Source organism: Albibacillus kandeliae, assembly GCF_003116585.1.
GTDB classification, from domain to species: Bacteria; Pseudomonadota; Alphaproteobacteria; order Rhodobacterales; family Rhodobacteraceae; genus Albibacillus; species Albibacillus kandeliae.
In genome coordinates this window covers 229,894-250,853 of record NZ_QEHM01000007.1, presented here as the reverse complement: position 1 = coordinate 250,853, position 20,960 = coordinate 229,894, and the positions used below count along the sequence as shown (strand labels likewise).

General features: G+C 65.9%; 19 protein-coding genes. 15 read left to right on the top strand and 4 right to left on the bottom strand.

The features are described from left to right. Nucleotides 1-162: 162 nt before the first annotated feature. The 5 genes from DDT93_RS17010 to DDT93_RS16990 all read left to right on the top strand — a co-directional run bounded on the left by DDT93_RS17010 (nucleotide 163) and on the right by DDT93_RS16990 (nucleotide 6,543). On the top strand, nucleotides 163-864 hold the full coding sequence (locus DDT93_RS17010) for a GntR family transcriptional regulator (RefSeq protein ID WP_232825489.1): 702 nt from the start codon (nucleotides 163-165) through the stop codon (nucleotides 862-864). 3 nt (nucleotides 865-867) lie between these two features. Beyond that, nucleotides 868-2,346: a sulfatase-like hydrolase/transferase gene (locus DDT93_RS17005; protein ID WP_109467062.1), complete on the top strand. Its 1,479-nt coding sequence runs from the start codon at nucleotides 868-870 to the stop codon at nucleotides 2,344-2,346. After that, complete coding sequence (locus tag DDT93_RS17000; RefSeq protein ID WP_109467061.1) at nucleotides 2,343-4,100, top strand: cobalamin-dependent protein; 1,758 nt, start codon at nucleotides 2,343-2,345, stop codon at nucleotides 4,098-4,100. Before DDT93_RS17005 ends, DDT93_RS17000 begins: the two co-directional genes overlap by 4 nt. Before the next feature lie 4 nt (nucleotides 4,101-4,104). Continuing rightward, a complete protein-coding gene (locus DDT93_RS16995) occupies nucleotides 4,105-4,989 on the top strand; it encodes a formylglycine-generating enzyme family protein (protein WP_109467060.1) in 885 nt (294 codons plus the stop codon). A gap of 168 nt (nucleotides 4,990-5,157) precedes the next feature. After that, nucleotides 5,158-6,543 carry a Glu/Leu/Phe/Val family dehydrogenase gene (locus DDT93_RS16990; RefSeq protein ID WP_109467219.1) on the top strand — a complete coding sequence of 462 codons (1,386 nt, stop codon included), beginning with the start codon at nucleotides 5,158-5,160 and terminating at the stop codon, nucleotides 6,541-6,543. A 52-nt stretch (nucleotides 6,544-6,595) separates the two neighbouring features. Here DDT93_RS16990 and DDT93_RS16985 read toward each other — a convergent pair whose 3' ends face one another. Genes DDT93_RS16985 through DDT93_RS16975 form a run of 3 tightly spaced genes read right to left on the bottom strand, consistent with a single transcriptional unit; the run spans nucleotide 6,596 to nucleotide 9,670 of the window. Further along, nucleotides 6,596-7,633 carry an ABC transporter substrate-binding protein gene (locus tag DDT93_RS16985; RefSeq protein WP_109467059.1) on the bottom strand — a complete coding sequence of 346 codons (1,038 nt, stop codon included), beginning with the start codon at nucleotides 7,631-7,633 and terminating at the stop codon, nucleotides 6,596-6,598. After that, entirely contained in the window at nucleotides 7,630-9,006 is a 1,377-nt protein-coding gene (locus tag DDT93_RS16980; RefSeq protein ID WP_109467058.1) for a sensor histidine kinase, read from the bottom strand. Before DDT93_RS16980 ends, DDT93_RS16985 begins: the two co-directional genes overlap by 4 nt. Next, the gene (locus DDT93_RS16975) at nucleotides 8,999-9,670 is read right to left on the bottom strand and encodes a response regulator transcription factor (protein ID WP_109467057.1); all 672 of its coding nucleotides are present in this window, start codon (nucleotides 9,668-9,670) and stop codon (nucleotides 8,999-9,001) included. Before DDT93_RS16975 ends, DDT93_RS16980 begins: the two co-directional genes overlap by 8 nt. A 156-nt stretch (nucleotides 9,671-9,826) precedes the next feature. Between DDT93_RS16975 and DDT93_RS16970 the strand changes: the two genes are divergently transcribed. The 3 genes from DDT93_RS16970 (at nucleotide 9,827) to DDT93_RS16960 (ending at nucleotide 12,874) form a co-directional block, all read left to right on the top strand. Then, a complete protein-coding gene (locus tag DDT93_RS16970) occupies nucleotides 9,827-10,804 on the top strand; it encodes a Bug family tripartite tricarboxylate transporter substrate binding protein (protein ID WP_109467056.1) in 978 nt (325 codons plus the stop codon). Between the two features lie 87 nt (nucleotides 10,805-10,891). Next, a complete protein-coding gene (locus DDT93_RS16965; protein ID WP_109467055.1) occupies nucleotides 10,892-11,323 on the top strand; it encodes a tripartite tricarboxylate transporter TctB family protein in 432 nt (143 codons plus the stop codon). A 12-nt stretch (nucleotides 11,324-11,335) separates the two neighbouring features. After that, complete coding sequence (locus DDT93_RS16960) at nucleotides 11,336-12,874, top strand: tripartite tricarboxylate transporter permease (RefSeq protein WP_109467054.1); 1,539 nt, start codon at nucleotides 11,336-11,338, stop codon at nucleotides 12,872-12,874. Nucleotides 12,875-12,969: 95 nt separating this feature from the next. Here the strand turns inward: DDT93_RS16960 and DDT93_RS16955 are convergent, their stop codons facing one another. Beyond that, the gene (locus DDT93_RS16955; protein WP_109467053.1) at nucleotides 12,970-13,677 is read right to left on the bottom strand and encodes a GntR family transcriptional regulator; all 708 of its coding nucleotides are present in this window, start codon (nucleotides 13,675-13,677) and stop codon (nucleotides 12,970-12,972) included. Between the two features lie 121 nt (nucleotides 13,678-13,798). On the opposite strand from DDT93_RS16955, the gene dctP reads away from it, so the two are divergent. From dctP to DDT93_RS16925, 7 genes are all read left to right on the top strand, one after another. Continuing rightward, nucleotides 13,799-14,824 carry a TRAP transporter substrate-binding protein DctP gene (dctP, locus tag DDT93_RS16950; RefSeq protein WP_109467052.1) on the top strand — a complete coding sequence of 342 codons (1,026 nt, stop codon included), beginning with the start codon at nucleotides 13,799-13,801 and terminating at the stop codon, nucleotides 14,822-14,824. Between the two features lie 58 nt (nucleotides 14,825-14,882). Then, nucleotides 14,883-15,404, top strand: coding sequence for a TRAP transporter small permease subunit (locus tag DDT93_RS16945; RefSeq protein WP_109467051.1), 522 nt, complete (start codon nucleotides 14,883-14,885; stop codon nucleotides 15,402-15,404). Continuing rightward, the gene (locus DDT93_RS16940; protein WP_109467050.1) at nucleotides 15,394-16,710 is read left to right on the top strand and encodes a TRAP transporter large permease; all 1,317 of its coding nucleotides are present in this window, start codon (nucleotides 15,394-15,396) and stop codon (nucleotides 16,708-16,710) included. Before DDT93_RS16945 ends, DDT93_RS16940 begins: the two co-directional genes overlap by 11 nt. A gap of 12 nt (nucleotides 16,711-16,722) precedes the next feature. Then, complete coding sequence (locus tag DDT93_RS26765) at nucleotides 16,723-16,884, top strand: hypothetical protein (RefSeq protein WP_198654883.1); 162 nt, start codon at nucleotides 16,723-16,725, stop codon at nucleotides 16,882-16,884. Between the two features lie 5 nt (nucleotides 16,885-16,889). Then, entirely contained in the window at nucleotides 16,890-18,623 is a 1,734-nt protein-coding gene (gene araD / locus DDT93_RS16935; protein WP_109467049.1) for an L-arabinonate dehydratase, read from the top strand. An 8-nt stretch (nucleotides 18,624-18,631) separates the two neighbouring features. Then, complete coding sequence (locus DDT93_RS16930; protein ID WP_109467048.1) at nucleotides 18,632-19,357, top strand: ribonuclease activity regulator RraA; 726 nt, start codon at nucleotides 18,632-18,634, stop codon at nucleotides 19,355-19,357. A gap of 69 nt (nucleotides 19,358-19,426) precedes the next feature. Then, a complete protein-coding gene (locus DDT93_RS16925) occupies nucleotides 19,427-20,956 on the top strand; it encodes an aldehyde dehydrogenase (NADP(+)) (protein ID WP_109467047.1) in 1,530 nt (509 codons plus the stop codon). Nucleotides 20,957-20,960 lie beyond the last annotated feature (4 nt).

Genomic DNA, 20,960 nt, shown 5'->3' with positions numbered 1-20,960 from the left:
TTGGTCGCGAACCTCAGAGTCGTTGACCGATGATCGCTGATTGTTGACAATCAACCGCAATCGGAATGTAATCAACAAAAAACTGAGATCCGCCCGTCAACTTCTGCTAGCGCATTGGGAGGAGAGCCAATTTTGGGCACTACAGCTGGGCACGGAGGAGCCATGAGTACGGTGGAGACCAAACCGGGGATGGGAGTGCTGGCGCGCCGCACCTTTCGCGAGCAGATCGTCGAGGCCCTGCGCGGGTCGATCATCAGCGGCGAACTCGCGCCCGGCACGCCGATCGTGGAGTCCGACATGGCGCGCACCTTCGGCGTCAGCCGTGGCCCGCTGCGGGAGGCATTGGGCGACCTGATCAAGGAAGGCCTGCTGGTCACCATCCCGTATACGGGTACCCATGTGGTCGACCTGTCCCTCGACGAGGTGAACGAGATCTTCTCGTTGCGCACCGAGCTCGAAATCTTCGCCTTCCGCCAGCTCTGGGAAAAGCGCGACGCCGCCTACTTCGAGGAATTGAACCGCCGTCACGACCGGCTGCTTGCCAGCATCGCCGAGGGCGACGACGAATCCAGCATCGTCGACGAACTGGCCCTGCACAGCCACGTCTACGAGGCCTGCGGTCATTCCCTGCTGCTGGGGGTCTGGAACGGGATGCGTGGCAAGCTGCAGCTCTACTGGGCCGCGCACCACCGCGCCCACGGACGGCGAGGCCCCCTGCCCGAGGGTCATGCGCGCTATGTCGCGCTGGCCCAGGGGACGGACCTCGACCTCATGATCTCGGAAATCCGCGACCACATGGTGCGCGGTTTCAGCAGGACCGAAGCCTTCCTGCGCGAGCGGGACCAACTGAAGCAAGGCCAGTAGACCATGACAGGGACAGACCGTCCGAACATCCTCCTCATCACCGTCGACCAGTGGCCCGGTCACCTTCTTGGGGCCGCGGGCCACCCGGTCATCCAGACCCCGACGCTGGACGAGCTCTGCCGCAACGGCACGCGCTTTACCAACGCCCAGAGCGAGTGCCCGATCTGTGTGCCGGCCCGGCGCACGCTGATGACCGGCGCCTCGCCGCGCCGTCACGGCGACCGGGTGTATGATGACCAACTCGCCATGCCCGCCGAAACACTGGCCGCGGCCTTCTCGGCCGCGGGTTACCAGACCCAGGGTGTCGGCAAGCTGCATGTGTTTCCCCAGCGGGACCGCATCGGCTTTGACGACGTGCAGCTCGAGGAAGAAGGGCGCGCGCAGTACGGGGTGATGGATGACTACGAGATCTGGCTCGGCGACAAGGGCTACCCGGGCCAGCAGTTCGATCACGGGATGAGCACCGACGGCTACGTGCACAGGCCCTGGCATCTGCCCGAGGATCTCCACGTGACCAACTGGGCCACCCAGCAGATGATCCGCCAGATCAAGCGGCGCGATCCCAAGCGCCCCGGTTTCTGGTACCTGTCCTACCGCCACCCGCACCCCCCGTTGGTGCCGTTGCAGGCTTACCTGGACATGTACCGGGACGTCGAGATCGACTCTCCGCTATCGGACGACTGGGCCGAGACTCAGGACCTGCCTTTCGCGGTCTCGTCCAAGCGGGCCCGCGGCGAAAAGTACTCACCCGCCCAGATCGCCGCGATCCGCCGCGCCTTCTACGCGCTCTGCACCCATATCGACCACCAGCTCCGGCTGGTTATCGGCACGCTCCGCGAAGAGATGCTGCTGGACAATACCATCATCCTCTTCACCTCCGATCACGGCGACATGCTTGGCGACCACGGGCTCTGGGCCAAGAGCCTGTTCTACCAGGGTTCGGTGAACGTCCCGATGATCCTGCTCGGTCGTCCCTGCGATACCGATATCGGGGTCGGCACCGAGGAGGACCGTCTCGTCACCCTTGCCGATGTCATGCCGACGCTCTTGTCGCTCGCCGGGCTGGAGGTTCCCGACACTGCCGACGGGAGGCCGATGGTAGGTCCGGACCCGCGCGCGACGGTCTACGGCGAATTCGGCACCAGTGATGGCGCGACCCGTATGGTCAGGGACGCAAGGTTCAAGCTGATCTACTACCCGGTCGGCAACGTGCGGCAACTCTTCGACCTTGAGGCCGACCCGACCGAATCCCACGATCTGGCGAAGGCCCCCGAACATGCCGAAACGCTCGCCCGGTTGACGGAGCTGCTGATCGCGGAGCTCTACGGCAGCGATCTCGACTGGCTGACCGAGGGCCAGCTGACGGGGCTCCCCGCCAAGGAGGCTGGGCCCCGCCGCAACCGCGATCTGTCGAGCCAGCGCGGCCACCACTGGCCGCCCCAGCTGCATTCCGACATGCCCCAGTTGCTGACCAGCGCATGACCCTCTCGAGCCCCCTCCTCCCCGTCGAGTCCCTGCCGACGGGGCGTGAACTCCTCGCAGAGGGTGCGGCTGCCGCGCGGGACTGGTCGGTTGGTCCGTCTGCCTTTCTCGCGCAGGTGGGCGAAACCAGCGAACACGCCTACAAGCTGCGCTGCATGGCCGAGGGGCGCGTCATGCAGCATGCCCAGCTGGGTTATCGCGACCCTGAGAAAAGCTGCCGCGCCTATGCCGAGATCTGGGCGGCCTGCGACAAGCGCGGGGTGACGGTCGACCGCTATGGCCTCTGCCTCGACTGGTCGATGGCGGTGCCCCGCGCCCTGCGCGCCCGCGCCACCCGTGGCACCGGCATGATCCTTGCAGGCCCCGAGGATTTCGCGAGGCTCGCCAACTCGGCCCCGGTCGCGGCGCACTTCGGCGATTTCGTTCTCGGTTTTCCAGCGGCCTTCGAGAACACCAAGGCGGCGATTGCCGCCGGTGGGACCGTCATCGGGAACCTCGGGCAATACTTCACCTTCCGCATTCCGGGCCACGACGACGATGTCGAGGCGACCCAGCAGACCGTGCGCGCGCTTGGCCTGATCGCGGCGCAGCCGGTTCCGGTGATGGTGCATTCCAACATCGACGACGGCTATGCCGCGCAGTTCACCGACCTGACCTCCTGCCTTGGCATGGTGCTGATCGAGCGTGACCTGATCGAACGCCTGACCGGCGCGCCGATGGGCCACTGCTATGGTCACCATTTTTCCGACCCCTTCGCCCGGCTCGCATTCCAGCGCGCCATGGCGATGGCCGGCGCCATGCCCGGCACGATGATCTATGGGAACACGACCTCCTACCGGGGCTCCGCGGCCGAGAACTACGGTGGGCTCGCCTCCTACCTGCTGGCGGACGCGCTGGGGCAGATGATGCGTCCCACGGGTCATGCGATCAACGCCGTTCCGGTGACCGAAAACGAACGGATCCCCGAAGTGGATGAGGTCATCGAGGCGCAGCTCTTTGCCGGCTCCATGATCCGCCATGCCGAGGGGTTTCCGCCGATGATCGACAACCCGGCGGTCGACCTGCTGGCAACGCGGCTGCTCGAGGGAGCGAAACGCTTTCAATCAAATGTGATGCGCGGACTGGCGGACCGTGGCGTCGATACCGGCTGCCTGTTCCAGTCGCTGCTGGCGCTGCGACGCCTTGGCGCGCGGGTGCTGGAACGCGAATACGGTGCGGGCCCGGAGGATCCCAAAACCACCGGCGGGCGCGCACCGCTGATCGCCGCGACCCTGATCGAGGAACTGGCCGAGATGAGCGCCGCCGCGCTCGAGGGCGCTCCCGCCGACAGTCTGGACCGTATCCGCCGGGCGGCTCCCCGCGTCATGGTCGCCACCTCTGACGTTCATGAGCACGGCAAGATGCTGATCGACCGCATGGCGGTCGATATCGGGGCGATCCCGCTGGATGGCGGAGTCTCGACCGAGCCCGAGCAGCTTGCCCGTCTCGCGGCCGAGCACAAGCCCGACATCATCGCGATCAGCACCTATAACGGCGTCGCGCTGGGATACTACCGCGCCCTGCGACAGGCGCTTGCTGAACAGGGGCTCGACATTCCCGTCCTGATCGGCGGTCGGCTCAATCAGATCCCGGAGGGGTCGAATACCTCGCTCCCGGTGGACGTTGGCGACCAGCTTGCCGAGGCCGGTGCCCTTGTCTGCCGCGAGGCGCGCGAGCTGGTCGAGCGGCTCGACGCGCTAGTCAGCAGGGCCTGAACCGATGGGCTGCTGCACGCCGCAGTCGTCGCCAGTGGTTCCAGCGGCTTCACCCCTGTCCGCACCCTCCCCCGGCACGGTGGCGACAGACCTGCGCGCCATTCCCGGGGGTACCTTCCTGATGGGATACGACGGGCCCGAGATCGTCTCCTCTGACGGTGAACACCCCGTCCGCCCTGCCAGCGTCGGTGCCTTCCGGATCGCAGCTGCAACGGTCACGCGCGCCGAGTTCCGCCGTTTCGCCGAGGCAACGGGCTATCTCACCTCGGCGGAACGCAGCGGCCTTTCCTTCGTGTTCCACGCCTGCCTCGAAGACGCCGAAGCCTTTCCCGCCGACGATCGCGCGCCCTGGTGGCGGGAGGTTCCGGGCGCGAACTGGCGCATGCCGCACGGCCCCGGCTCGGAGCAGGCGGTGCCCGAGGATCACCCGGTCACCCACGTCGACTGGCACGACGCGATCGCTTACTGCCGCTGGTCGGGAACGCGCCTGCCGACCGAAGAGGAATGGGAGTTCGCCGCGCGTGGCGGACTGGATCAGTGCCGCTATCCCTGGGGAAACGAGTTCACCCCCGGCGGCAGGGCGATGGCCACCACCTTCTCCGGTACCTTCCCGACCCCGGACTGCACGGGACCGTTCCTTGGCACTACCCCGGCCCGCCACCATCCGGCGAATGGATACGGGTTGTTCCAGATGACGGGCAATGTCTGGGAATGGTGCCTGCGCCCCGCCGCTGACCGGCGACAGGAGCGAACGGACCTGCGCCCGGTGAGAGGCGGATCGCACCTGTGCCACGACAGCTATTGCAGCCGCTACCGCACCTCCTCCCGCCTCGTGGTCGCAGCGGTAACAACCACGGGACACATCGGTTTTCGGGTCGCGCACGACTAGTATTTGCAGGCGGCGAGGCAGAACCTGAAAGGATGGGCCGAGCTTGCCAGGCGTCTGGACAGCCCCGGCCCCGGCTCTGGTGCAGGAAACTGAACCAGCAGCGCAAATCGCTCGTCGCCGATGGGGCTGAACGGCACCGGACGCGGCGGCCAAACAGGGAGTCGCATGATGTCAGGAGCCAGCTTTCTCTCCAGCGTCGGCGCGCAATTCGACAAGGCGTTTTCTCACATGGAACTGGCACCGGGTCTCGCCGAGCGAATCCGCGCCACCAATTCCATCTATCGCGTCACCTTCGGCGTAAGGCTGCGGGGCGAACTGGTCAGCTTCACGGGTTGGCGCGCGGTCCACTCGGAACATGTCGAACCGGTCAAGGGTGGCATTCGCTACGCGCCTGACGCCAACAGCGACGAGGTCGAGGCGCTGGCCGCGCTGATGACGCTGAAATGCGCCCTCGTCGGCGTGCCCTTCGGCGGGTCCAAGGGCGCCCTGCGCATCGACCGGAGCGAGTGGAACGAGCTCGAACTCGAAAAGATCACCCGGCGTTTCACGCAGGAACTGGCGCGGCGCGGGCTGATCTCGCCCGGTCGCAACGTTCCGGCCCCCGACATGGGTACCGGCGAGCGCGAGATGGCGTGGATGGCCGACGAGTACCGCCGCATCTCGCCGCTGGAGACCCTGAACGCGGCGGCCTGCGTTACCGGCAAACCGCTCTCGCGCGGCGGCATCGCCGGACGGACCGAGGCCACGGGGCGCGGCGTGGCCTACGTGCTGGCCGAGCACTTTGAGGCGACCGGACGGTCGCTCGAGGGTTGCCGCATCATCATCCAGGGGTTCGGCAATGTCGGAAGCCACGCCGCGCTCATCCTGTCGCGCGAGTTCGGGGCCACCATCACCGGAATACTGGAGCGCGATGGCAATCTTTTCGACGAGAATGGCCTCGATATCCCCGCGCTGGTTGCCCATGTGGCCGAGGGCGGAACCATCCGCACCAGCCCGACCGGCCACTTCCGCGCGCCTTCTCCCGCGGCCATCTGTTCAGACTGCGATGTGTTGATCCCGGCGGCGATGGAGAATGCCATCACCGCCGAGAATGCCGCGGACATCAAGGCTCAGGTCATCGTCGAGGCGGCGAATGGGCCGGTCGATTCCGAGGCAGATGCCATACTGCAGGAACGCGGGGTCGAGATCGTTCCCGATCTCTGCGCCAACGCGGGCGGGGTGATCGTGAGCTACTTCGAGTGGGTCAAGAACCTGACCCATATGCCCTTCGGCCTGATGGAACGGCGCATTTCGCAGCGCCGCTTCGGTCATGTCGCGAACCTGATCGAGGGGCTGACACGGCAGGCGCTTCCGGTCAATGTCCGCTCCGAACTGGCCGAGAGCGGCTCCGAACTCGACTTTGTCCGCTCGGGCCTCGAAGACATGATGCGGGCAGCCTACCGGCGGATGGCCAACCGATTGCGCGACCAACCCGAGCTCGGTTCGCTGCGTCAGGCCGGATATGTCCTTGCGATCGAGGAGGTAGCCTATGCCTACCGGGATCTCGGCATCTGACAACCTTTCCCGGGTTTCGGCTGCCCGAGGTCACGAAGGCTGACCTCCCCTGTCACGGCACGCTGCCTGCGGCGAAGGTATCCTTCCAGAGTTTCAGGAGTTGTGCCCGGCGATTGGAGTCCAAAGCCACCAACAGGGGCGGCGCAAGGGCGATGGAACGCCGCGCGCTGAGCGGCAGACCAGTTTCGGAGGCTTCCATCGTCGTGATCAGCCCGACCCGGTCCAGCATGGCGCGCGCCTCGGCTGTCAGCAGGAAGTCGAGCAGGCCAGTCGCCGCGCCCTTTTGCCGGGCCTGTCGCGGGATCATGTAGGCGCGTGACAGGACAAGGGTGTAATCTTCGGGAAGGATGGTGCCCACCTCGGGGCGGGCCGCGCTGGTGACGTAAGATCCCAGAACGTTGTAGGCGACGAGATAGCGTCCCTCGGCCACCCCGGCGATGATCTCGGCGGAACAGCAGGTCGCCACCGCATCGACCCGGGCAAAGCTTTCCAGCAGCGCACCGAAGGTCGTGGCCTCCAAGCTGTCGCTGAAGGCAAAGAGATAGCCGAGCCCCGACTCCGCGATGTCGTAGGTCGCGATCTTGCGGCGAAAGCGGTCGGGATCGTTGCGCAGCGCGTCCAGCAGGGCAAATCGGCTGTTCGGAACCGTATGACCTGCAAACGCTGCCTTGTTGTAGGCAATCACTGCCGGTTCGGTGGTGATCCCCCAGATCTCGTCGCGCCAGCGCCGTGTGGATGGCAGGGCAAGCGTTTCCGGAGAGCGATAGGGCGAGGCGCACCCACCATTCACAAGCCACACCATCTGCTGCACGGCGGAAGACAGGATCGCGTCGGCGCCCGGTTCGTCGCGGCGGCAATCCTCTCGGCTCTTCTCGAACAGCGCGTTCGATCCCCACTGCTCGTAGGTAATGGCAAGGTCGGATCGACGGGCGGCAAAGCTCTCGATCAGGGGGCGAATGATGGCGATGTCGGTGGTCGAGCGGATGAGGAAGGGAGTGTCGCCCTGCCCGAACCGCTCGGTCGTCTCCTGAGCGGGCGCGAGGCTCGGGCAGAGGGCAAGCAAAAGGAGAAGGCAAAATACCCGGATCATGCGGTGTCCCTAGCGGCCGGCAGGACAAGGGCAATGCGAAAGCCCTGCCCGTCCTGCGTAATCTCCATGGTGCCACCGAACGCTGCGGCAACCGATTGCACGATCGACAAGCCGATACCGCTGCTGTTCTCGCCCGAGCGGGCACTGCGGTTGTGCCGCTCGCCCATCCGCGCGATCACCGCGTCATCCGGGCCGGGGCCGCTGTCGCGGACCCAGAGGATCGCATCGTTGCCGCGCCGCTCGGTCCCAATCAGGATTGGCGATGCCCCGTGGGTCAGCGCATTGACCAGCAGGTTGCGCGTCGCCTCTCCCAGCGAGAAGGCATCGGCGCGGACCATCACGGGTTCGTCGCCGATCTCGAGTTTCAGGCTCGCGCCGGGCGCAAGAACCGCGTGGTCCTCCCGCTCCATGATCTCCAGCGCGATGTCTCGCAGATCGACCGCGACGCGCGGGGCACTGTCGCTGCGATGCATGACGAGGGCGCGGCTCAGAAGCTGATCCAGCAGCGTGGCCAGCGAACGGGTCCTGACCAGCAGCCGGTCCAGCGCGCGATTGCGGGCTGCACCCTCCGGCTCGTCGGCCGCGAGTTCGGCCTGGATCCGGATTGCGGCCACTGGCGTACGGAGCTGATGCGCCGTGTCGGAAATGAGGGTGCGCATGGATTCCACCTGCCCCTCCAGCCGTCCCATGAAGCGGTTCAGCGCGCCCAGCATCACCTGCAATTCGCGCGGAAGCCTGGCCATCGGGATGGCGGTCAGGTCGTAGGGATCGCGCCGGGCAAGGTCTTCGGTTATCGCCTCCAGCGGTCGCATCGCCTGTCGCACGACGGCCCAGGCGATGACCAGCAGGGCAGCCCCCGCCGCGGCCATAGGCAGCAGCGCGTCGAGGCTCAGTTCGCGGGTCATCACTTTGCGCGCCCGCAGGGTCTGCCCGACGATCACATCGACGGTGCCCGAGAAATCGCGTTCGACAAAGCGGCGGCTGACCGAGACGAAACGGGCGGGTTCACCGTGCAGCGCAGCATCGAAGAAGACCGATCGCCCCCGCTCCGGCGGCGTGATCTGCACCTCCGGATCGAGGCCGGTGATCAACGTCCCGCCGGGCCCGCGCACCGAGTAGTAAACGCGGTCATCGGGCGCCTGCGCCAACAACTCGAAGGCCGAGACCGGCAGCATGACCAGCGGGACACCGTCCTGGATTCGGATCGACTCGGCGATGTCATGGGCCGCGCCTAGCAGGATCCGGTCGTAGGATTGACGCGCCGCCTGCCGCCCGTTCCACCACGTCGACGCGGCAACCAGCACGCCACCCAGCACCATGATCGCGAGGACGGCAAACAGGACGCGGGTGGCAAGGGCGCGCGGCCTAGTCATTCAGGCCGATCCGGTATCCGATGCCGCGTTGCGTGGTGATGGCGACATCGCTGCCGCTGAATTTCTTGCGCAGGCGGGCGATGTAGAGCTCGATTGCGTTCTCCCCGACATCGGCATCCTCGAACCCGTAGAGCGTGTCGTAGAGGCGCGCCTTTGACAGGTACTGCCCCTGGTGGCGGATCAGCGCGTCCAGCAGCGCGGCTTCACGGCGGGTCAGGTCCAGCGGAAGCGTTCCCAGCATCGCGCTCCGGTCCTTCAGGACGTAGGTCAGCGAGCCCAGCGTGATCGTCTCGGACTTGCGGGCGGCATCGCGACGCACCAGCGCGCGCAGCCGTGCCTCCAGTTCGCGCTGGTCGAAGGGCTTGCCAAGGAAATCGTCCGCCCCCTGGTCCAGCGCCTCGACCCGGTCGTCGACCGAGGCCAGCGCCGTCAGCATGAGGACCGGGGTGCGGTCGGCGCCTACCCGCATCTCGCGCAGGAGCGAGAGGCCGGATCCGTCGGGGAGGTTGATATCCAGAATGATGGCGTCATAGGCCTGCACCGCGCGAAAGTCGCGAGCCTCCTCGACGCTCGCGGCAAGGTCGCAGGTCAGGCCGGAGCGCGCGAGGTGAGCGACGACTCCCTCGGCGAGGTCCTCGGCGTCCTCGACCATCAGAATACGCACGGCTCCTCCCCCGCGTTTTCGCCGTGAGTGACAGGTTCACGACAGGAACATTGGTTACACATCCTGAACCCGCAGGAAAGAGGCCGCTGGCCCGGCCCTGTCGGAGTTCGGTTCCGGCGCATGGGAGCGCGCCGGGCGAAGCCTGAGGAGGACCAAATGAAACGAACCGCAACCCGTGGCGCGATTGCCGCCATCGCCCTGTCCCTGAGCGCCTTCGCGGCCTCGGCACAGGAAAACCCCGAATGCATCGCGCCGGCCAACCCGGGCGGCGGCTGGGACTTCACCTGCCGGCAGGTCGGCAAGTCGCTGCAGGATCTCGGCCTGATCGACCAGACCATGCAGGTGGTCAACCTCGCCGGTGGTGGCGGTGGTGTCGCCTTTGCCGAGGTGGTGAACAAGCGCAATGACGACGACAGCCTGATCGTCGCGGCCTCGTCCGCCACCGCGACCCGGCTGGCGCAGGGCGCCTATCCGGGCAACACGATGGAGCAGGTGCGCTGGCTCGCCTCGGTCGGTGCCGACTACGGCGTGATCGCCGTTGCCAAGGACAGCGACATTGAAACGCTCCCGCAGCTGCTCGACAAGATCAAGTCGGACCCGGGCGCGGTTTCGATCGCAGGCGGTTCCGCCGTGGGCGGCTGGGACCACCTCAAGGTGCTGATCGCGGCCTCGGCCTACGGCATCGAGGATGTTCGGAAGGTCAAATACATCGCCTTCGACGGCGGCGGCGAGGCGGTGACCCAATTGCTGGCGGGTTCGGTTCAGGGCTTTACCGGCGACATCTCCGAAGCCAAGGGTTTCGTCGACTCCGGCGACATCAGGGTGATCGCCGTCCTCGCGCCCGAGCGGCTGGGCGGCGAATTCGCCGACTTCCCGACGGCGCGCGAACAGGGCGTTGACGCCATCGGCGCGAACTGGCGCGGCTTCTATGCCCCGGGCGGCATGTCGGACGAAGCCTACAATGCATGGGTGTCCAAGATCGGAGAGCTCTACGCCTCCGACGAATGGAAAGCCGTGATGGATGCCAACGGCATGGCGCCGCTGGACCTGCAGGGGGACGCATTCCAGTCCTTCGTCCATGACTCGGTCGCACAGATCCAGGCGATCTCGAAAGAGATCGGCATCATCAAGTAACCGCCTGCCACTCACGGGCGCTCGCCGGGTGCTGCGCGAAAGTGCGGTGCCCGGCACCTAACTGAACTCGGACACAGGAGATCCGCCATGAGCGATCGCATCTTCGGTGTCGTCGGCATGCTCCTCGCCATCGGCTACGCTCTTGCGGCCTTTGCGATCGAGGAGAGCTTTCTTTCGGATGCCGTCGGACCCAAAGCCTTTCCCCTTATCATTGCGACCATTCTGGGCCTCTCCAGCGCGGTCATCGTCCTGCGGCCCGACGCGGAACCGACATGGCCCGCGCTCGGTCGGCTGGTCGAGATCGTTGCCGCCGTGGTGGTCCTGATTCTTTATGCCGAGATGCTGCCGGTCGCGGGCTTCATCATCGCCACGGCCTTTGCTGCGGCCTACCTCGCATGGCGGCTAGGCTCCTCCGCGCTCGAAGCGGTTGCCGTCGGCATCGGCACCTCCATCGGCATCTACGTCATCTTCCACCTTGTCCTCGGCCTCTCGCTGGCCCGCGGCCCATTCGGTTTCTGAGGAGGGAACGCAATGGAACTTCTCTCGAACCTCGGCGATGGCTTCTTCATCGCCCTGACATGGCAGAACCTCGGGCTGGCGCTACTTGGCTGTTTTCTCGGCACCATCATGGGTGCCCTGCCGGGCCTTGGCCCCTCGAACGGGGTCGCCATCCTGATCCCCCTCGCCTTCACGCTGGGCCTCGGCGCGACACCCTCGCTGATCCTGCTCACCTCGGTCTACTACGGCGCCATGTACGGTGGCCGTATTTCGTCGATCCTGCTGGGCATTCCCGGGGACGAGCCTGCGATGATGACCGTTCTCGACGGCTACCCGATGGCCAAGAAGGGTCTTGCGGGCGAAGCGCTGTCGCTCTCGGGCATCGCGTCCTTCATCGGGGCCTTCCTGGCCACCTGGGGCCTGATCCTGCTGGCGCCGCAACTGGTCAAGATCGCGCTGCTGTTCGGCCCGGCCGAGTATTTCGCGCTCTTCGCGCTCGCCTTCATGACGCTTGGCGGGGTGTCCTCGACCAACCAAGCCAAGTCGGCCTTCGCGGCGGCACTGGGCCTCGGCCTCGCCACCATCGGCGTGGATACCCAAACCGGTGTGCCGCGCTTCACCTTCGGCGAGGTGCATCTCTATGACGGGCTCGACTTCCTCGTCGCCATCGTCGGCCTCTTCGCCCTGTCCGAGGTCTTCATCTTCCTTGAAACCCGCCACGGCGGTTCGGATGCCGCGGGCCGCAATATGCAGATCGGCAAGCTCTATCCGCCGATGTCGATGCTGAAGCAGTGCACCCCGACGATGCTGCGGACCTCCGTTCTGGGTTTCATCGCAGGCGTCCTGCCGGGGGCCGGGGCCTCGCTGGGGTCCTTCATCTCCTACTCGATGGAGAAGCGGCTGGTCGACAAGGAAGGCACCTTCGGCACCGGCGATCCGCGTGGCGTGGCTGCGCCCGAAGCCGGGAACAACGCTGCGGCGGGCGGTGCGCTCGTGCCGATGCTCGCGCTCGGGGTTCCCGGATCGGGCACCACGGCGGTCTTGCTTGCCGTGCTGCTCTCGCTGAACATCACGCCGGGGCCGCTGCTGTTCACCCAGAACCCGGATGTGGTCTGGGGTCTGATCGCCGCGCTCTTCATCGCCAACTTCATGCTGCTCGCGCTGAACATCCCCATGGTGGGCCTGTTCACACGGGTGCTGATGGTGCCCTCGCGGATCCTGATGCCTATCGTCGCGATGGTCAGCTTCGTCGGGATCTACGGCATCTCGGGGTCGACCTTCGACCTGCTGGTGATGATCGGCTTTGGCGTCCTGGGCTGGGTGCTGCGCAAGTTCGACGTGCCGCTGGTGCCGATCATCCTCGGGACGCTGCTGGGCAATGCGATGGAGAACAACCTGCGCCGGGCAGTCACCATCGACAACGGCAACTGGTTCACGCTGTTCGACAGCCCGCTGGCACTGACGCTCTGGGTCATCGCGATCATCGGGTTCGTTCTGCCCTTGATCGTCGGGGCGCGAGTCAAGTCCGGCATGCACGCCCGCCGCGACGAAGAGGGCGCGATCAGCGACTGACACTGGCAAAGGTCACTCCCGGAGCCATCCGGGAGTGACTATAGGCGCCCATTGGCGCGTTGATGACTCGATAGACGAGAGTTGTTCGAGGACTTCTAGAAGTACTGGGGATTGCGGTCCCGGATGGTGTTGGCCATCGCAAGCGTACCGGACAAGTGCTCCCGCAGCGCCGCGCAGGCCGCGTCCGTATCTCCCGCCTCGATCGCATCAAGAATCCGTGTATGGCAGTCGAGAATGGATTGGATCTTGCCCGGATCCGGCAGGTTCAGCTTGCGAAGCCGGTCGATGTGGCCGGATCGCGCGTCGATCAGGCCATAAAGCTTTTCCATCCCCCCTGCTTCATAGAGCGCGAGGTGGAATGACCGGTCGAGCCGCGCGAAGGCGTCTAGATCCCCGGTGTCGCGGGCCACGACCTGCTGCGCGAGGATCGACCGGGCGGTCGCCGTCAGCGCCGGATCCCGTTTCGCTGCGATACGCCGTACGATCTCGAGCTCGAGCGAGAGCCGCAGGAAATGGGTCTCCTGGGCATGCTCGATATCGATTTTCGACACTTCGGTCTTCGACTGCGGAAAGGTGTCGATCAGCCCCTCCTCTTCCAGCTTGATCAGCGCGTCGCGCACGGGCGTGAGGCTGACGCGATACTCGGCCGCGATCTCGGCGCGGGACAGCGCCTGTCCGGGCTCAAGGTCGAGGTCGAGAATCCGCTCCCGCAGCGAATCGTGCAGCTGCAGGCTGACGGATCCGCGCTTGAGTTGCTGTCGGATCGGTTGTGGCGGGGCCAGTTTGTTGGTCGAAGCGATCATTACACCTGAAGTCTCGAAGTCTGCTGGTCGAGTATAAAGAACTCTTGCCTGATGAATACTAATATATTAGTGCATTAGTCAGTCGGGAAGAGGATTCCCGAACGATGAGGGAGGAAAACCTATGAAATTCACCAAAGCATCCGTGCTGGCCGGCGGCGTTTCGCTGCTCGCTTGCGCTGCTTCTGCCGAAACTCTGAACATCCAGACGTCCTTCAACGCCGGTGACTTCTCGACCCAGTACCTGACCGAGACCTGGCTGCCGAAGATCAGCGAGATGACCGATGGCCGGATCGAGATCGTCCTGACCCCCAACGGTTCGGTCGTGCCCGCGCGTGAGACCCCCGAAGCGGTCGCCGCAGGCGTGCTCGACGGCGACTTCACATCGGTGAACTACTTCGCCGGTCTCGAACCCGCCTATGCCATCATGGGTGACCTGATCTCGGGCTACGACACGCCCGAACAGATGCTCGGCTTCTGCAAGGACGGCGGCGGCGAGGCGATGATGCAGAAGGCCGCGGACTCCGTGACCGATGGCGAAGTGCACGTCGTCGCATGTGGCCCCTACTCGCGCGAGGCGCTGCCCGCCCGCGTGCCGATCCGTACCTTCGAAGACCTCGCCGGCAAGAAGATCCGCTCGCCCGAAGGTCTGGCCGCAGCCGTGTTTCAGGCCGCTGGCGCTTCGCCTGTCTCGATCCCCTTCTCCGAAGTCTTCGGGGCGCTTGAAAAGGGCATCGTCGATGCTGCCGACGCCTCGGCCTACGTGAACAACGACGCCACCGGCCTGCACGACGTCGCGCCCTACCCGCTCTATCCGGGCATCCACTCGATGCCGTCGATGCAGTTCACCATCAACGCCGAGAAATGGGAAAGCCTGTCCGCAGAGGATCAGCAGGCGCTGCGGACGTGGTGGTACGATACGATGTACGCCATGGCCGCCGAAGTGACCAAGCTCGACAAGGAACTGGCCGAGCGCGACGCGGCCGGCGGCAAGATCGAGGTGATCGACTGGCCGCAGGACAGCCGCGACAAGCTGCGCGAAGTCGCCCGTGCCCAGTGGGAAGACTACGCGACCAAATCCGACCTGGCTAAGGAAGCGCTGGACGCGAACCTCGCCTACATGAAGCAGATCGGCCTGTTCAAGGACTGATCCGAACCGCCGCACCGGGCTGCCGGTGCGGCGCATCCAACATTCTCCGGGGGGTGTCATGAAGAACCTTCTGGCCCGCTTCGCCGATGGCATGGACCGCGTCAGCGTCTTCATCGGTCAGGGCTGTTCCATCCTGTTTCTGGCCTGCATCGTGATCTCTGCCGCCGAGGTCGTCCTGCGCTATGGCTTCGATCGTCCGACGGTCTGGTCGACCGAGCTCGCCATGACGCTCTGCGCGACCGCCTGGGTGCTGGCCGTTGGCTTCGTCACCGAACGCAACCGCCATATCTCGATCACCATGCTCGAACTCGTCGTCGGTCCGCGCATCTGGCGTCTGTTCCGGCTGTTCCAGATGCTGATCGCCTTTGGCGCAATCGCGGTGCTGACCATGGCCCTCTGGAAGCCTGCGATGAAGGTTCTCAGCCGCACCGAGTATTCCGGCACCGCCTTCAACTCGATCCAGCCCACGATCTTCAAGGTGCTGATCGTGATCGGCTGCTTCCTCTACCTCGCCCAGCTGATCGCCAACCTGATCCGCTGGTTCCAGCACACCGAAGGAGACCTGTCCGGTGGGCATTGAAATCATCACCCTCCTGATCGTCGTCTCGCTGCTGGCCCTGATGGCCATCGGCGTCCCGCTCGGCATCACCACGCTGACCGTCTCGCTGGCGACGGCGATCCTCTACTTCGGCGAACGCGCGGGCTTCTTCATCGTTGCCGCCAACGTCAGCGAGGTGCTGCACAAGTACGAGCTGATCGCGGTTCCCTTCTTCGTCTTCATGGCGAACGTCCTCGAACGCTCCGGCATCGCGAAGTCGCTGTTCGACTCGATGGCGATCATGGGCGGGCGTTTCCGCGGTTCGGTCGGGGTTCAGACCTGCATCGTCGCCGTGGTACTCGCGGCCATGTCCGGGATCATGGGCGGCGAGATCGTCATGCTGGGCCTGATCGCCCTGCCCCAGATGCTGCGCCTCGGCTACGACAAACACCTCTCGATCGGCATCATCTGCGCCGCCGGTGCACTCGCCACGCTGATCCCGCCGTCGGTGGTTCTGATCATCTACGGCCTCGCCGCACAGGTCTCGATCACCAAGCTTTTCGCCGCCTCGGCGGTGCCGGGCCTGATCCTCGCATCGCTCTACATCGTCTACATCCTCGTCCGCGTGCGGCTGAAACCGTCGATGGCACCGATCTACGACATCCCGGAAACCGGCCTGCCCTTCTTCCAGCGGCTGCGTTTCCTCAAGGGGGTGATCCTGCCCGGTATCCTGATCGGTGCGGTTCTGGGCGTGATCTACACGGGCATCGCCACCGTGACCGAGGCGGCCGCCATCGGTGCCGTCGGCGCGCTGGTCGTAGCCGCCGTAAGGGGCGAGCTGAACTGGAAAATGACCCGCGACGCCATGCGCCAGACCGTTCTGACGGTCGGCTCGATCATCTGGCTGGTCCTCGGGGCCGTGTCGCTGATCGGCATCTACAACCGCATCGGCGGCGGCGACTTCCTGCGCGGCCTGCTGACCGGGCTCGACCTGGCGCCGATCATGGTGATCGTCGTGATGATGCTGATCGTGATGGTGCTCGGCACCTTCCTCGAATGGATCGCGATCATCTTCATCACCGTGCCGATCTTTGCCCCCGTGGTGGTCGACCTCGGGTTCGACCCGGTATGGTTCGGCGTTCTCTTCGCCATGAACATCCAGATCTACTACCTCTCGCCCCCCTTCGGACCGGCCTGCTTCTTCCTGAAGTCCGTCGCGCCCAAGGGCATCGAGCTGCAGGACATCTTCGTCGCTGTGCTGCCCTTCATCGGACTTCAGGCGGTCGGACTGTTCCTCGTGCTCTTCATCCCCGAACTGGCGCTCTGGCTGCCGTCGATGCTGGATTAAGGAGGAACACAGATGTCCGACAACGATCTCACCCGGCAGGACGAGGATATCTCGCAACCCGAGTTCGAGGCCGAGAACGCCTTCCGCAACTATGACTTCGGCAACTGGCCCGAGGTCTTCGGCCTCCTCCTCACCGCCCTGCTCGTCTGGCTTACCTTCGCTCTCACCGGATAACCGCAATGACCCGCAAGACCCCTCAGGATCTCCGCTCAGCCCGCTGGTTCGCGCCGGACGACCTCCGCAGCTTCGGTCACCGTTCGCGCATGATGCAGCTTGGCTATGCCGAGGACGATTTCCGCAACAAGCCCGTGATCGGCGTGCTCAACACCTGGTCCGAGCTGAACACCTGTCACGCGCACTTCAAAGACCGCGTGCAGGACGTGAAGCGCGGCGTACTGCAAGCCGGGGGCTTCCCCGTCGAGATGCCCGCACTCTCGGTCGATGAAAGCAACATCAAGCCGACCTCGATGCTCTACCGCAACATGCTGGCGATGGAGACCGAGGAGATGATCCGCTGTCACCCGCTCGACGGCGTGGTGCTGATGGGCGGCTGCGACAAGACCACGCCGGGCCTCGTCATGGGCGCTATCTCGGCCGGGGTGCCGCTGATCTACCTGCCCGCCGGTCCGATGCTGCGCGGCAACTACGCGGGCAAGATCCTCGGCTCCGGCTCGGACGCCTGGAAGTACTGGGACGAGCGCCGCGCCGGCAACATCTCGGACGAGGAGTGGCTGGGCGTGCAGGGCGGCATCGCCCGTTCGGCGGGCACCTGCATGACCATGGGCACCGCCTCGACCATGACCGCCATCGCCGACGCGATGGGCATCACCCTGCCCGGCGCGTCCTCGATCCCGGCGGTGGATGCGAACCACCAGCGCATGTCGGCGGCCTGTGGGCGCCGGATCGTCGAGATGGTCTGGGAAGACCTCACGCCCGACCGGATCATCACCGCGGGCGCCTGCCGCAACGCTGCCATCGTCGCCATGGCCACCGGCTGCTCCACCAACGCTGTTGTTCACCTGATCGCAATGGCCCGCCGCGCCGGGGTCCCGATGCAGCTCGAAGAGCTCGACGAACTCGGCCGCACCACGCCGCTGATCGCCAACGTCCGCCCCTCCGGCAAGGACTACCTGATGGAGGACTTCTATTACGCCGGGGGTCTGCGCGCCCTGATGAAGCAGATCGAGGACCGGCTCGATACCTCCTGTATGACCGTCACCGGCAAGACCATGGGCGAGAACCTCGAAGGTGCGGTGGTCTACAACGAGGACGTGATCCGACCGCTGTCGAACCCGGTCTACCACGAGGGCTCGCTCGCGGTGCTCAAGGGCAATCTCTGCCCCTCGGGCGCCGTGATCAAGCCTGCCGCCTGCGATCCGAAGTACCATGTGCACGAAGGTCCGGCGGTGGTGTTTGACAGCTACCCCGAGATGAAGAAGTTCGTCGACGACGAGAACGCCGAGGTCACCCCCGACACTGTCATGGTGCTGCGCAACGCAGGGCCGCTCGGCGGCCCCGGCTTCCCCGAATGGGGCATGCTGCCGATCCCCAAGGCGCTGATCAAGCAGGGCCACCGCGACATGCTGCGCATCTCCGACGCGCGGATGTCGGGCACCTCCTACGGGGCCTGCGTGCTGCACGTCTCGCCCGAGTCCTACGTCGGCGGCCCGCTTGCGCTGCTGAAGACCGGCGACATCGTTCGGCTCGACCTGCCCAACCGTTCCCTCGACATGCTGGTCTCCGAAGAGGAGCTGGCCGAGCGCCGCAAGGCTTGGGTCGCGCCCGAACCCCGTTTCGAACGCGGCTGGGGCTGGATGTTCTCCAAGCACGTCACGCAGGCCGACCAGGGCTGCGACTTCGACTTCCTGCAATCCGATTTCGGCAAGACTGCCGGCGAACCCGATATCTTCTGAGGTTACCAATGACCGACTACGTCCTCTCCGACGAGACCCGCGCGCGTTACAAGCGCATCTCCACCGCCTCCATCGCGACCCAGCTTTACAAGCGCGGCCTGCGCAACCAGTTCATCCAGGGTGTCAAGCCGGTCTCGAAAAAGGCCGAAACCATGGTCGGACAGGCCTTTACCCTGCGCTACATCCCGGCGCGCGAAGACCGCAACCAGCTGGAGGTGTTCCGCAACGCCGACCACCCGCAGCGCGTCGCGGTCGAGACATGCCCCCCGGGCCAGATCCTCGTGATGGACGGGCGCGGTGATGCCAGCGCGGCGACCGCCGGGTCGATCCTGATCACCCGCATGGATGTGCGCGGCTGTGCCGGTGTCGTCTCCGACGGCGGCTTCCGCGACTTCGAAGGCATCGGCGAACTGAACATGCCCGCCTTCTGCGCCGGTCCCTCGGCCCCGACCAACCTCACCAAGCACGAGGCGCTGGACATCAACGTGCCGATCGCCTGCGGCGGGGTCGCCGTGTTCCCGGGTGACGTGCTGGTCGGCGATGGTGACGGCGTGATGGTGATCCCCGCCCACCTCGCCGACGAGATCGCCGAGGTCTGCGCCGGGATGGAGGATTTCGAAGCCTTCGTGCTCGAAGAAGTGCTGAACGGTACCCCGATCATCGGCCTCTATCCCTGCACCAAGGAAGAGAACCAGAAGAACTTCGACGCGTGGATGGAGAAGAAGGGCAAGTAAGCCTGCCCCGCGCGTAACACAGACCCGGGTCCGTCACGGCCCGGGTTCCCCATTCGAAAGGAGCCCTTCATGGACGGAACGACCGCCAATTTCACCCCGCACGGCAAGCACCTGATCGCAGGCGAGTGGATCGCGACGGAAGAGACCTTCCGCTCCGAACCCGCCCATGGCGAGGCGCATGACTTCTCCGTTGGCACCCCCGCCCTCGTCGACCGCGCCTGCCAGGCTGCCGAAGACGCATTCTGGACCTATGGCTATACCACCCGCGAAGCCCGCGCTGCCTTCCTCGAGAGGATCGCCGACGAGATCGAGGCCCGCGCCGAGGCCATCACCCAGATCGGCACCGAGGAAACCGGCCTGCCCACCGCCCGCCTGCAGGGCGAGCGCGGCCGCACCACCGGCCAGTTGCGCCTCTTCGCGTCCCACATCCGCGCCGGTGACTACCTCGACCGCCGCCACGACGAGGCACTGCCTGACCGCCAGCCGGTTCCCCGCCCGGAGCTGTTCATGATCCAGCGTCCGATCGGCCCGGTGGCCGTCTTTGGCGCCTCGAACTTCCCGCTCGCCTTCTCGACCGCCGGGGGCGACACCGCCGCCGCGCTGGCCGCCGGTTGCCCGGTCGTGGTCAAGGGCCACGGCGCGCACCCCGGCACCGGCGAGATCGTGGCCGAGGCCATCAATGCCGCGATCGAGGCCTGCGGCATGCCCGCGGGTGTCTTCTCGCTGGTGCAGGGCGGCAACCGCACCGTCGGGCAGGCCCTTGTGCAGCACCCACTGATCAAGGCGGTCGGCTTCACCGGCTCGCTCGGCGGCGGCCGCGCCCTGTTCGACCTCTGCGCCCAGCGTCCCGAGCCGATCCCCTTTTTTGGCGAGCTCGGTTCGGTCAACCCGATGTTCATGCTGCCGGAGGCCATCGCGGCTCGTGGTGCCGACCTCGGCAAGGGCTGGGCCGGTTCGCTGACCATGGGCGCGGGGCAGTTCTGCACCAACCCGGGCATCGCCGTCGTGATCGAGGGCCCCGAGTCCGACGCCTTTGTCGAGGCGGCGCGCGCGGCGCTTTCCGAGAGCGGCGCGCAGGTGATGCTGACCGGCGGCATCGCCGCTGCCTACAGCTCCGGCGCGGCCCGTATTGGTGGTCAGGCCGGGGTCAAGGACCTGCTCACCTCCATGTGCGACCGGCGCGAGGCAAAGCCCTTCCTCTTCAAGGTCTCCGCCGCCGACTGGCTCGGCAACCACGCCCTCAGCGAAGAGGTCTTCGGCCCGCTCGGTCTCGTCGTCGTGGTGCAGGATGCGGCCGAGATGGCAAAGGTGGCGCGCAGCTTCGACGGTCAGTTGACCACGACCCTGCACATGGACGAAGGCGATGCGGCGCTGGCCGCTGACCTGCTGCCGATCCTCGAACGCAAGGCCGGCCGCATCCTCGCCAACGGTTTCCCGACCGGCGTCGAGGTGACCGACACCATGGTCCACGGCGGCCCCTACCCCGCCTCGACCAACTTTGGGGCGACCTCAGTCGGCACCCTCTCGATCCGGCGCTTCCTGCGCCCGGTCTGCTACCAGAACCTGCCGGTCGGACTCCTCCCGCGCGACCTGCAGTGACCGG